This window comes from Microcoleus sp. CAWBG640 (genome assembly GCF_020883015.1).
GTDB lineage: Bacteria > Cyanobacteriota > Cyanobacteriia > Cyanobacteriales > Microcoleaceae > Microcoleus > Microcoleus anatoxicus.
Genome location: NZ_JAHRFC010000045.1, coordinates 14,745 through 28,142, shown reverse-complemented (window position 1 = coordinate 28,142; position 13,398 = coordinate 14,745). Strand labels below are relative to the sequence as shown.

General features: G+C 44.7%; 10 protein-coding genes. 6 read left to right on the top strand and 4 right to left on the bottom strand.

Annotated elements, in window-relative coordinates; genetic code table 11:
* Positions 1 to 118: 118 nt before the first annotated feature.
* Positions 119 to 862 (top strand): biotin/lipoate A/B protein ligase family protein, encoded by a 744-nt coding sequence (locus AAFP11_RS20230; protein WP_341738677.1) that lies wholly within the window; start codon positions 119 to 121, stop codon positions 860 to 862.
* Between the two features lie 254 nt (positions 863 to 1,116).
* Here the strand turns inward: AAFP11_RS20230 and AAFP11_RS20225 are convergent, their stop codons facing one another.
* From AAFP11_RS20225 to psaK, 4 genes are all read right to left on the bottom strand, one after another.
* Complete coding sequence (locus AAFP11_RS20225; protein WP_341738676.1) at positions 1,117 to 1,971, bottom strand: DUF928 domain-containing protein; 855 nt, start codon at positions 1,969 to 1,971, stop codon at positions 1,117 to 1,119.
* 36 nt (positions 1,972 to 2,007) lie between these two features.
* Entirely contained in the window at positions 2,008 to 3,963 is a 1,956-nt protein-coding gene (locus tag AAFP11_RS20220; protein WP_341738675.1) for an adenylate/guanylate cyclase domain-containing protein, read from the bottom strand.
* Between the two features lie 78 nt (positions 3,964 to 4,041).
* A complete protein-coding gene (locus AAFP11_RS20215) occupies positions 4,042 to 5,238 on the bottom strand; it encodes a site-2 protease family protein (RefSeq protein ID WP_341738674.1) in 1,197 nt (398 codons plus the stop codon).
* 72 nt (positions 5,239 to 5,310) lie between these two features.
* Positions 5,311 to 5,595 carry a photosystem I reaction center subunit PsaK gene (gene psaK / locus AAFP11_RS20210; RefSeq protein WP_340524359.1) on the bottom strand — a complete coding sequence of 95 codons (285 nt, stop codon included), beginning with the start codon at positions 5,593 to 5,595 and terminating at the stop codon, positions 5,311 to 5,313.
* Positions 5,596 to 5,729: 134 nt separating this feature from the next.
* Here psaK and AAFP11_RS20205 point away from each other — a divergent pair, with 134 nt between their 5' ends.
* The 5 genes from AAFP11_RS20205 to carB all read left to right on the top strand — a co-directional run bounded on the left by AAFP11_RS20205 (position 5,730) and on the right by carB (position 13,329).
* On the top strand, positions 5,730 to 6,389 hold the full coding sequence (locus AAFP11_RS20205; protein WP_341738693.1) for a phosphoribosylanthranilate isomerase: 660 nt from the start codon (positions 5,730 to 5,732) through the stop codon (positions 6,387 to 6,389).
* Between the two features lie 262 nt (positions 6,390 to 6,651).
* Positions 6,652 to 7,188 carry a CPBP family glutamic-type intramembrane protease gene (locus tag AAFP11_RS20200; RefSeq protein ID WP_341738673.1) on the top strand — a complete coding sequence of 179 codons (537 nt, stop codon included), beginning with the start codon at positions 6,652 to 6,654 and terminating at the stop codon, positions 7,186 to 7,188.
* A gap of 45 nt (positions 7,189 to 7,233) precedes the next feature.
* The gene (locus AAFP11_RS20195) at positions 7,234 to 8,499 is read left to right on the top strand and encodes a HEAT repeat domain-containing protein (protein ID WP_341738672.1); all 1,266 of its coding nucleotides are present in this window, start codon (positions 7,234 to 7,236) and stop codon (positions 8,497 to 8,499) included.
* 223 nt (positions 8,500 to 8,722) lie between these two features.
* Positions 8,723 to 9,562: a glycosyltransferase gene (locus tag AAFP11_RS20190; RefSeq protein WP_341738671.1), complete on the top strand. Its 840-nt coding sequence runs from the start codon at positions 8,723 to 8,725 to the stop codon at positions 9,560 to 9,562.
* Positions 9,563 to 10,023: 461 nt separating this feature from the next.
* Complete coding sequence (gene carB / locus AAFP11_RS20185; RefSeq protein ID WP_341738670.1) at positions 10,024 to 13,329, top strand: carbamoyl-phosphate synthase large subunit; 3,306 nt, start codon at positions 10,024 to 10,026, stop codon at positions 13,327 to 13,329.
* The last annotated feature ends 69 nt before the right edge of the window (positions 13,330 to 13,398 follow it).

Here is a 13,398-nt window from a genome sequence, read left to right as displayed (position 1 = left end):
TTGCTACAGCATTGGATCGGTGAAATTTACACAAACTTACTTTCACAGCTTCCCATGACTATTACCAATTTTAAAACATCCTGTCCATTATGGAACGCAAACTGAGGACTGGAAACCGATGACTAATTCTGTTTGGCGTTTAATTCCGCTGCTGGAAGCTTCTGGTACGGTGCAGATGGCGATCGACCAATGGCTCCTGGAACAGCATCTGGCGGGCAAAATTCCGCCAACTCTACGATTTTATACTTGGGCACCAGCGACAATTTCTTTGGGCTATCACCAACGCCGATGGCCAGACTTTTGGGAGCAGCTATCTTGGCGCGGAATGTCTGTAGACTTAGTACGCAGACCAAGCGGCGGGCGGGCTGTGCTGCACCAGGGAGATTTAACTTATGCGGTGGTGGTGTCGGGATTGGCGGGGAGTCGTCTCCAAGCTTATCAGAATATCTGCCAGTTTTTGATTGAAGGTTGGAAGGCGATGGGTGTGGATTTGCACTACGGGGAAGCCGGACGAAATTACATTCACAATCCTAATTGTTTTGGAACTGCGACGGGTGCAGATTTAGTTACACCTGATGGCTATAAGTTAATTGGTAGCGCCCAATTACGCAGGGGCGATGCTATTTTGCAACACGGTTCTATGCGTTTACAGCCGGATTTTGATTTGTTTTATCAAGTTTTTGGAGAAGAATTAATTACCATGAAATTACCTCTAGCTCAAGAGGGAAATGATTTGATGGAAACTGTTATTGAAGCTTTGAAAGTGGCTGCTTGTCGTTGTTTTGAAATACATTTGGAAGTGCAACCACTTTCTGAACGGGAATGGTTGGAAATTAGATCGATTCCGGTTGCACTGTTATAGCAATATAGCAATCACCAAGAGGGAGCATCCAGATTTTGCATAGGCGAAGCATGACCGCAGACAATTTATTAGCGATAACCAGAGATTTACAGCGGTCATGCTTCGCCCCTACGAATATATAGCAGTCCTAAATGAGTCGTAAAGTTTTTTACCCCACCCCAACCCTCCCCTTATTAAGGGGAGGGAGTAAGAAATTCACAAATGATTTAGGATTGCTATATTTGCAAAACACAGATGCACCCGTGGACAATAAACTATGGCTGTGGCTCCATTGGAGCGCTAGGCTCTGGAGAGATTTGCACGATCGGCTCTGTGGCAATTTCGCCCAATTTTACTGAATCTAACAAGCTGGCCCAATCCGCAGTTAGTTTTGCATCCTTGGGATTAGCAAGGCGAGCGGCTGCTAAAGTGCTCAGGGCATCTTGCCAAATCCCATTCTGAGCATAAATAAAGGTTTTTTCCCGCACATCAGCTTTCTCTAACTTACTGCGGATATCTGCACTGAGTTCAACTCGACGCAAAATACCTGTTTCGGATATATCAGCAGATCTGTCTTGAGCGTCGCAAATCAATGCCACAAACCAACGGTAATTTTTGCCTACTTGCAAGGGCGACATATTGCCATTGGCGGGAATACTCACACCTGTTACCCCTGATGAATTGTTGATTTTTAGGGTAGTTTGATAAATCTGTTTCCCGTTTTCATCTTGCAGGACAAACTCGGCTTGTGGTGCATCTGTTTGAGGTAAATAGAAAAAGAATACAGGATATTCTGAGACAGTACGTGCGCTTTTATTTTCTGGTACTAAGGCAGTGAGGTCTATCTTACCCTTGACACATGAACCTGCTGTGCGGGTTACTCTTAGTTTATCGCCGGAAAAGAAAACCTCGTCAGTAGGTTGAACGAACCGCGGTCCTCCCGGTTCAGTCCCTGGTTTCCCTGGAGTGGGCGGAGCCAAGCGTGGCCCTCCCGGTTCAGTCCCTGGTTTCCCATTTATCTTTGGGGATACCTGCCCCATCACTGCGAATTGGGAAACATCAAGTGTGGCTATCAATAGCATGGAGCTAACGGATGTGAGATTGAAAAAAAACTTAGTAAATCTTTTCATTTGATTCATGATTTTTTAGGGATAGATGCTGTCCTTTTATTTGTTCTTTGTTCCCAAAACTCGGTATACATTAACTTTTTGTTCCCTACCTTTCAAAGGTAATGGTCCCCAAGATTCTACTTCAAATTTATCTGCCAGATGCAGCAAGGTTTCTTCTGCAATCAATATTCGGCAAGTGTCTTCTTGTCGATCCTTTTCACAACTTTCCAGCCGAGAGGCAATATTTACGCTGTCGCCGATAACTCCATATTCTAAACGGGTTGTACCTCCCAAACTACCGACCATCACAGGCCCTGTAAAGATGCCTACTCGCATTTTTGCCGACGGTAAACCCCGATCGAGCCAATTTTGATTCATTTGTGGTAAACGGGAACCGATGGCTAGGGCGCAAGAGACGGCGAGGCTAGCATCTTTGGCAATTTCTTCGGGAGTTGTGCGGGGAATCGGTACACCAAATACTGCCAGCATTCCATCTCCAGTAAATTTATTAATCACACCTTGATGTGCTTGGACTTCTTGAGCCATGGCGGATAAATACTCATTTAACCAACTCATTACCACTTCTGGTGGTAGTTTTTCCGAGATTGTACTAAAACCCTGTAAGTCTGTGAGGATGATGGTAGCAATAACTTTTTGGCCTGGTAATAAACCAGATTCGAGTAAATGGACGCGCTCTTTCCACAGAGCATTGGCGATCGCAGGTGAAGTTTGTTGTCCTAATAATTTCATGACAATCCCTTGCTGTTGCTTCGACTGCTCGTACTTATAGGTGACTACGACTCCTGCGGTGATTAAAAGTGCCAGACTAGGCGCCACCAGAGGTATCCATCCCTGTTGCATAAATAGCCAAAATGTGAATCCGAATAACGAGCCGCAAGCTGCGATCGCGCTTCCCATCAAACTCAGGGAATTTTCCAGCCGCCAAGCTAAACAGCCACCGACAGCCCCCCAACCCACAATCCAGCATATTTCTTGCCATTCATCCCAATACCAAAATAGCCCTTTACCGTCTAAAACTGCACTGAGTATTTGGCTAGTCGCCGTGGCATGAATTAATACCCCTGGCATCCGGCGATTTCCACTAGCAGTAGCGCTGTAAGGAGTGTAAAAGATATCTTTTACGGTTAAGGCTGTCACGCCGATGAGGACTATTTTACCTGTCACTAATTTGGGGTCAACTTTTCCTGCCAATACCTCAGTTAGTGTCACGGTATTTGCTATGTTTTCAGCAGAGCGATAATTGAGTATGACTTGATAGCCTTGGGCATCAATGTTATGATAACCTCCTGAGTCCGAACGCAACTGCGAAAATACTGTTTTTCCTACCTGAATTTCATTTTTTTCGGTGAGTTTACCCTCAATTTGTTTACTCTTAAAATAAGCAAAAGCTAGCTGCATTGACAATGAATTTAGTGTCTTTTCACCATCCCCAGCAAACATCAAATTACGACGCACTCTACCATCTGGATCGATGACTAAATCATTAAAGCCTACCCGCTCTTCTGGTATGTTAGGGGGTGGTGGCGCTCGATCGTACTTGGAGTTACCTATGAAGGTAATGGGGATTAATTTCGGGTTTTTCAGTTGAGTTGCTAATTCGGCATTTCCGGGTTCGTAGGGAGTATTGCGAATTATATCTATCCCAATAGCTGTCGGTTCAAAACGCGCTATTTCAGCAATCGCTTTGGCTAAAGTGCGGTCGGTAATTGGCCATTTGCCAATATTATTAATGTCTTGTTCGGTGATTGTTACTACCAGCAACCGGGAGTCAACACCTGCATCAGGACGTAATTGAACCATGAGGTCGAAAGCATTTAATTCCCATGCCTGTAACCAACCTAATTGCCTGACTGCCCCTAGGCTTGCTGTAACGGCTATGCAGGTAATAATCAGAGGTTTGAAGTCAGCGAAGGAGCAGGAATTAGTTAACTTTTTCCAACTCCAATCTCTCTGCTTCAACTGATGATGAAATTGCTGCAAAATTTGGGGCATAATATTTTTTTCAACTCTCCTTGAAAAATTGCACCACATCTTGATTTTTCATAAATGCCCCTGATTAATGCCCAATTTTTAGTTGTCCTGTGCGGTTTTGGCGATCGCACTTAATTGCAATCCCTGGGGATAGCTGTTTTCGGCTTTGCAGCGCTTGATTTCGGCTTCGGAAATGCTGGGTTTGAGGTGTTTTGCCAAAACTTTCATCACGTCACCGCGATCGATCGTCCCCACCACTGAACCGATGGGCGAGAGGACGATGATTCGGGCCAGTTGACGGAATTCCATAGTGCTAATTACTTCGGCTAGGGATGCCTTTTCGGAGACTGTGGGGTTTTTTTCCAGGGGTTTTAAAATTTTGTGCAGAGTCTGCATTTGCCACTGAGTGCGTTCTGTGAAGCGGATATCGTCGATCGACACTAAACCTAAATCCCGTCCATTGGCTGCTGCAACGTAAAATGGCAATGGATTTACTTCTAACAAATATCGATCGGCAAATTCTCGCAAGGTTGAATTTGCATCAACTACTCGAAATTCATGACTCATAACCTCAGCAGCTTTAGTTTTTACCAAGGCTTCTTGCAAGGAAACAAAACGGCTGTAAGCCTTCGCATTACGGATGGCAAACCCGCCGATTAGTGCAATCCACAAACCTCCGTACTCCCGTGCTAGGAAGCATAAAGTTAGCCCAAAAGCCACGGCTAACCAACCTAAAACTTGTCCGATTTTTGCCGCCCAGCGAACACCCGTAAATCGAGAACCAGTGATTTGCCAAATTGCTGCTTTTAAAACCTGTCCTCCGTCTAGTGGCAAACCCGGAATTAAGTTAAATAATCCCAAAACTAGATTGATTTCTGCTACCCTTTCTGTGACTATTGCTAACAAATTTGTTTGTGGCAGAACTTGAGAGCCTAAACCGAGGATTAAAAACAGTCCGAAGCTGACGAGAGGGCCGGCGATGGCTACTTGAAAAGCTTGAGCGGGAGTTTTTGATTCTGAGTCGATGGAGGCAACTCCACCAAATAAGAATAGGGTAATAGAATTCACTTTAATACCTTGGGACATGGCCGCCAAGCTGTGTCCCAATTCGTGCAGCAGTACGGAACCAAACAGCATCAAAGCTACCGCTAATCCGGCACTCCATGCCAAGGCTGGCCCCCACACACTGTAACTGCTAGCATAGGCGCGGGTTGCTAGGGCTAAGATGATAAACCACGAGTAATCTAAAAACAGCGGGATGCCAAATAAGGAGCCGACTCGCCAACCTGTCTGCATGAAGTTTTCCTGGGAAAGGAGAATAAGGAAGAGTTTCTATTATTATATCCTCCGTTCTCCTTTCCCTTATTTTTAGAGCACTCCGGCGTTTCCTAAGCCCAAGATTACTCCAGCCCCGAGTAAGTGGCCGAGGCTGGTTGTTGCTAACAATTCTGGTATGCCAAAGCCTTTGAACATTCCAGGCATGACAAGGGGTAAAGCTGGGCCTTTGCCTCGGTTTTGTTTGTTTATGCCGTAGTAGCCGATCGCGATCGCCAGTAAGTTGCACAAGATCATTGTCAGTGCTACCATTGGGGACCACTCCGGTGTTGAGGGAATGGTCGATTGTGCTACTAACAGCAAAGATGAGTAAATCACGTTATTATGCTCCCGGTCTCACAGATAAATTCAGCTATCAAATTATAAAAAGTGTTTTGGCTTAAACTAAGATTTGTTTTAATAGTTAACAATTGATTGATATTTTGATACAAATTGGCAAGGGAGAAGGGCTGATGCGGGTGAAAATTTGCGGAATCACGAAAGTAGAGCAGGGTATGACGATCGCCGGTTTGGGAGCCCAGGCTTTGGGGTTTATTTGCGTTCCCGCTTCCCCCCGCTATGTCAACCCCGAAACTATTCGTCTAATTGTTGAGCACTTGCCCGCAACAGTCGATCGCATCGGTGTGTTCGCTAATACCACAATCGAAAATATATGTCAAGTAGTTGCTCAATCTAATTTAACAGGGGTGCAGTTACACGGAGATGAAACAGCGGAATATGGCGATCGACTGCGGGAATTGTTACCGAAAATTGAAATTATCAAAGCCCTGAGAGTTAAGACTCCTGAAACTTTAGACATGGCGAATATGTATGCTATTCATGTGGATACTTTACTGCTGGATGCTTACCATCCCGACCAACTAGGCGGTACTGGCAAAACCCTCGACTGGAAAATGTTAGCAGAGTTTCGACCAAGTTGTCCTTGGTTGCTGGCTGGGGGTTTGAGGCCGGATAATGTATTAAATGCGATCGGCAGTTTTGCCGGTAATAATTTTAGCGGTATTGACCTTTCTAGTGGCGTAGAAATCGCCCCCGGAGATAAAGATTTGACAAAAGTTGCCGATTTGTTCGATCGACTAAAAAAATTAACAAGTAACGCAATTAATGACTAGGAAGAAGGAAGGAAGAAGGAAGAAGGAAGAAGGAAGAAGGAAGAAGGAAGAAGGAAGAAGGAAGAAGGAAGAAGAACCCCCCCCTGCCCCCCCCCAAGGGGGGAAATAAGAAGGAAGAAGGAAGAAGAACCCCCCCCCTGCCCCCCCCCAAGGGGGGAAATAAGAAGGAAGAATATTTATAACCAATAACCAATAACCAATAACAAATAACCAATAACAAATAACCAATAACAAATAACCAATAACAAATAACCAATAACCAATGACTAATTACTTAGCACTACTTGCACATCGAGTCACCATGGCTGTTTCAACTATGCCCGATCGCACTGATTGGCTGATTACTTTGCTGCTGCTGATGGCTTATAGTGCGATCGCGCTTCCAATTGGTTTTTGGTCAGGATTTCTGAAAGTAGATCGGCAAACAAGAAGGCGTACAATTATTGGGGTAACAGTGGGCTGTTTGTTCAGTCCTGGCATCAGCGAGGAAATCTGGTTCCGCGTTTTAATGCTACCCCACAAGCAGGAAAATGCTTCTGGGTTAACGCTAGGGCTTTGGGTAAGTCTGAGTTTGGCGCTGTTTATAGTCTACCATCCGCTCAACGGGCTGACTTTTTACCCAGTGGGGCGATCGACCTTTCTCAATCCAGTGTTTTTGCTACTGGCGGCAGTTTTGGGGGTCGCGTGTAGCATTGCATACCTCCAAAGTGGCTCAGTATGGCCGGCTGTACTGATTCACTGGCTGGCGGTGACAGTCTGGCTGCTGCTATTGGGCGGTTACAGGAGGCTATATGGTTAAATATAAAAGTCGAGTACAACTATTTTGTCGCGAGGTATTTAAGTTGTGGCTATCATAGGAGCGATCGTCGGTTTTTTAGTAGGCATCGTAGTTGCTTACTCCTTGGTGGAAAAACGGTTAAACAAGCAAAAACAAGAAAACTTAGAGCAAACTCGCCAAATTGCTGAGGAAATAGAAAGAGCTCACCAGTCTCGGATTCAGCAAACAGTCCAATCTCTGCAAGTAGAACAGGATGAGCGACTCAGACAAGTTACTCTAGAACACGAAAATTTACTCAAACAAGTTACTACCGAACACGAAAATCAGCTCACCAAAATTATTGAAGACCGGGACAATCAGCTCAGACAAGCTACTAGCCAACAGGAGAATTATCTCCGTAACTTAAGTGCAGAATTAGCTGGTAATCATGATTCTCAGTTGCAAGAAAGTATCCAATCATTGCAACAAAAACACGAATCAGAATTACTCAAGCTGGCTGAAGAACTGCATCACAACTATCAAGCTCAAATTGATGATAACCTACAAAATCTACAACAACAACATGAAATTAGGTTGAGAGAAACTGCTGAGGAGTATCAAAACCGCGAAGTGGAGATGCAGTTAAGATTGCAATCTTTGCAAGCAGAATACGAGAGTCAATTAGCAGCAGTTAATCAGCAGTTACAAGCTCACGAAGCCCAGATGCAATTCACCATCAAGTCTTTACAAGAGCAGTATGAAAGTCAGTTAAATCAAACACAAGTGCCGCCGTCACAGTTTCGGGAATTAGAGCCAACAGAAGTGCCACCGTCACAGTTTCGGGAGTTAGAGCCAACAGAAGTGCCGCCGTCACAGTTTCGGGAATTAGAGCCAACAGAAGCGCCACCTTCGCAGTTCCCAGAGTTAGAGCCAACAGAGTTAAATCAAACACAATTTACAGCACCGCCTCAAATAGTCAGACAAACACCAAATTATTCCCTAGCGCAGTGGATGGGAATTGTTCAAAGTCAGGATACAGAATCGCGAAAATTAGCAGCATCTGCTTTAGGTAAAATTGCGGCTGCGAATCCTTTGAGAATAGATAATCAGCGAGCCATAGAAACTTTGGGAAAATTAGCTCAAGATTACGCTCCTGAAGTTCGCCAGACTGCGGTGGAAGCTTTAGGAACGATTAAGTCAGAAAAAGTGATTCCACTTTTGCAAAAAGCTTTGCGAGATACAGACAGCGTTGTGGCTAAATCTGCCAGTGCTGCTCTGAATAAGTTTAAGTTTTATCGGCGCGTTTCCCCCGTAAAAGCAAAAATTAATGCCCTGAAGAAACCCAAGCCTTAAGCCTTTAACCTGTTCCATAATCTGAGGATTCTCACAGTTCGTCATCCTAAGCAGACTCAAAACAGGAAACCTGTCCTCCTTCCCAGGCTCAATTCTGGGAAGGCTGAAACCCAGTCATCATCCCAGCCCCTGGGGTCGCTTCTGAATAGTCAAATATATAGACTTGGATTCTACCACAGATTATGGTAGTTTATTTATTAAGACCCTTTCATTAATCAGTGAAATGTACTTATCCATTGTTGGCGATCGTAATTACATTTTAGGAATAGCAGCAATACTAAAATCCATAGAACTGAATGCTACCACAGACCCCAATCAGTCCGTTAACATTACAGTTGTCTCCACGGGTTTTAATACAGAGCAACAGGAAAAGTTGCAACAGTGCTGCAAATATAAGATTGAATGGCAAGAAGTGAAAGATAATTACAATGAGTTGATGTCGCTTTCTGGTTCTAAACTAACTTACGCTAGATTGGAGCCGGAAAAATACACAAAGGCGACAGAAAGACTAATCTGGCTCGACAGTGATATGATTGTGTTGGACAGCTTAGAGCCACTGTGGAATTTAGATTTTCAAGGAATGCCGATCGCCGCAGCGCTCAATGTCTGGGGTAATCCCAACAACGATCAAGATAAAAACCCTTATTTCAATGCAGGCTTATTAGTTTTCAATATGAAACTTTGGGTTGAAGAAAAATTGTCAGAGCAAATGATTGCTGATGCTAAAGTCAACCTGTGGTCTGATTGCGACCAAGGGACATCAAATTCGGTTTTAGCGGGACGGTGGTATCAACTCGATCAGATCTGGAATAATCCTGATACTGAAGACACTGCTACTAAAGTGATGCACTTTATATCCAGACCAAAACCTTGGGAAAGTCCCGAACCGAATAAATTATGGATGGAGATGTTGTCTCAAACCCCGTTTAAGGATGAACTGGCGAAAATTCAAAATAATTCTGATTGGCTTTTGAATTTAAAGCTCAAATACGCAAGATGGGAGCCTTGGGTAAGGCACCCGATCAAAAAAATCAAGAGTTACTTGAAAAATCGATCCAGGTAAATTACGGAAAAATTAGCTCTCAAGCCCGGTCTTTCTCCACCTCAAATCAACCAATTAGGTGGAGAAACCGGGTTTTTGCGTCCTTGGCTATAGGAGTTTAGTCGATCGCCAAAATATTTAGATAAAAATTATCATCAAAGTCTTGGTAGTGAAGCCAGTAGCGGCAGAACGTTGACAGCAGTTTGCCTGGTAAATTGTATTTTACAACACAAACTAGGCGACAGCACTTAAAATAGTCTGGATTTACCGATACACTGCACCCTTAGCAGGCGATGTATTACCAAGAGTAGGGGGGTTCCGCCTTCAAAATCCTGACAATGGTGCACAATTTCAAATTAATATCACATAACTGCACCATTTTCAGTAAGCTTTGGGTAGAACAGGCTTTCTAGCCTGTTGATAGCAATGGTGCAAAATGTAAAATCGATCGTTAATCTTGTCCAACTACCAATTACGAACCTATGCCCCGTCGCCAAGACTTACAAAAAATTCTGCTAATTGGTTCCGGCCCAATTGTGATCGGTCAAGCTTGCGAGTTTGACTATTCGGGGACGCAAGCTTGCAAAGCTTTGCGAGAAGAAGGTTATGAAGTAGTGCTGGTGAATTCCAACCCAGCTACCATTATGACCGATCCAGAAACAGCCGATCGCATCTACATCGAACCTCTAACGCCAGCCATCCTCGAACAAATCATCGCTAAAGAAAGACCACAAGCAATTTTACCGACAATGGGCGGTCAAACAGCCCTGAATTTAGCAGTTGCGGTCGCTAAGAATGGCGTTTTAGAAAAATACAAAGTTGAGTTAATTGGCGCTAAGCTACCAGCAATTGAAATGGCAGAAGACCGACTGCTATTTAAAGAAGCGATGGCGCGCATTGGAGTAGCTGTGTGTCCTTCGGGAATTGCCAACAATCTAGATGAAGCCAAAGCAATTGGACACCAAATCGGTTCTTACCCGTTAATTATCCGTCCCGCTTTTACAATGGGTGGTACCGGAGGAGGCATTTCTTACAATCAAGAAGAGTTTGAAGAAATGGCACAAGGTGGCATTGATGCTAGCCCTGTCTCTCAAATTCTGATCGAACAATCTTTAATCGGTTGGAAAGAGTACGAACTAGAAGTGATGCGGGATTTAGCAGATAATGTGGTGATTATTTGCTCGATCGAAAATATAGACCCGATGGGAATTCATACCGGGGACTCGATCACAGTCGCGCCGGCCCAAACCCTGACAGATAAAGAATACCAACGGCTGCGGGATGCTTCGATTAAAATCATTCGGGAAATCGGAGTTGAAACTGGCGGTTCTAACATTCAATTTGCGGTGAATCCGGTAAATGGAGATTTCATCGTCATTGAAATGAACCCCCGCGTTTCCCGTTCCTCGGCTTTAGCCTCAAAAGCCACAGGATTTCCCATTGCGAAAATGGCGGCAAAATTAGCAGTGGGCTACACCCTGGATGAAATTTCTAACGATATTACCAAGAAAACTCCTGCTTCTTTTGAACCCACAATTGACTACGTGGTGACGAAGATTCCCCGATTTGCTTTTGAAAAGTTCCCCGGTTCTGAACCGACCCTGACAACGCAAATGAAGTCAGTGGGAGAGGTAATGGCGATCGGGCGTAGCTTCAATGAATCTTTCCAAAAAGCGCTGCGAGGATTAGAAACTGGTCGGGCGGGTTTCGGTTGCGACAAACCCGAAAAGTTGCCTAGTTTGGAACAAATTCGCGCCGGATTGCGGACACCAAATCCCGATCGCATTTTCACAGTTCGCCACGCGATGATGATGGGAATGTCGGTGGAAGACATCTTTGAACTCACAGCAATTGACCCTTGGTTTTTGGACAAAATGCAGGAATTGCTGGAAACTGAAAAGTTCATGAAGCGGACTCAGTTACAACAGTTGACCAAAGACACAATGTTTGCTATCAAGCAGTTGGGATTTAGCGATCGCCAAATTGCTTACGCGACCAAAACATCAGAAGATGAAGTTCGCACTTATCGCAAAAAATTAGGCGTAACACCGATTTACAAAACCGTTGATACCTGCGCCGCCGAATTTGAAGCATTCACGCCTTATTACTATTCTACCTACGAATTGGGAACAGCAATTTGGGAATTAGGCGATGAAGAAAAGAAGATTTCACCAGTGGCTCACAGTCTCACCCCAGAGTCAGAAGTTTTGCCTTCTACTAAGCGCAAAGTAATGATTTTAGGCGGTGGCCCTAACCGCATCGGACAGGGAATTGAGTTTGATTACTGTTGCTGTCATGCTTCCTATTCCCTAGGAGCAGACGGGTTTGAGACAATCATGGTTAACTCCAACCCAGAAACGGTTTCGACGGATTATGATACCAGCGATCGCCTGTATTTTGAACCTCTAACCAAAGAAGATGTTCTCAACATTATCGAGGCGGAAAATCCAGAGGGAGTCATAATTCAATTTGGCGGACAAACCCCGTTAAAATTAGCACTGCCTTTACAAAAAGCCCTCGAAAATCATCCAGATGTACAAACAAAAATCTGGGGAACTTCGCCGGATTCCATTGATACTGCTGAAGACAGAGAAAGATTTGAAAAAATTCTGCGACAGTTGAATATTCAGCAAGCTGCTAATGGTTTGGCCCGCAGTTTTGAGGATGCTTTAATCGTAGCTCAACGGATTGGTTATCCAGTAGTAGTCCGCCCCAGCTACGTGTTAGGCGGCCGAGCCATGGAAATTGTTTATTCCGATACGGAATTGGAACGTTACATGACCTATGCGGTGCTGGTAGAACCAGACCATCCGATTTTAATTGACAAGTTCTTGGAAAATGCGATCGAGGTAGATGTAGACGCGATCGCCGATATTACAGGAAATGTCACCATCGGGGGCATTATGGAACACATTGAGGAAGCGGGAATTCACTCCGGCGACTCTGCTTGTACCATCCCTTACCAAACACTTACTGAAGTAGCTTTAGAAACAATTCGCCGCCAGACAGTGGAATTAGCCAAAGCCCTGAAAGTGATCGGGTTGATGAACATTCAATTTGCGGTTCAAGGAGAGCAAGTTTTCATTTTGGAGGCGAACCCGCGGGCTTCTAGAACAGTGCCTTTTGTCTCCAAGGCGATCGGAGTACCCCTAGCAAAAATGGCCTCGCGGGTAATGTCTGGTCAAACTCTGGAAGCTTTAGGTTTTACTAAAGAAGTTGTACCCACTCACGTTTCGGTGAAAGAAGCCGTACTACCCTTTGCCAAGTTCCCTGGAACCGATACTTTGTTAGGGCCAGAAATGCGATCGACTGGCGAAGTCATGGGGATTGACACCGATTTTGGCAAGGCCTTCGCCAAAGCTCAATTGGGTGCTGGACAAGTCATGCCCCTGTCAGGAACTGTACTGGTTTCCATGCGCGATCGGGACAAACTACCAGTTGTACCAGTTGTCAAGGAATTCTTGGAATTAGGTTTCAAAGTAGTAGCCACTCATGGTACTCGCAAAGTATTGGAAGAGCAAGGTTTAGATGTAGATTTGGTCTTAAAACTCCATGAAGGGCGGCCGAATTTGTTGGATTCGATCAAGAACGAGAAAATTCAACTAATTATCACCACACCTTCTGGTGAAGAGTCCCGCGCCGACGGCATCTTTATCCGTCGCACAGCATTAACCTACAAAATTCCCATTATTACCACCATTGCGGGTGCGAAAGCGACGGCGGCGGGAATTCGATCGCTCAAATCTAACCCCATGGAGGTAAAAGCAATTCAGGATTATTACCCCTAAATTTCCATCGCCCTTGCCTTTTTGAGCCATGGCTGATTCACATTTTGCTTAACCAAATCAGGCTTGACA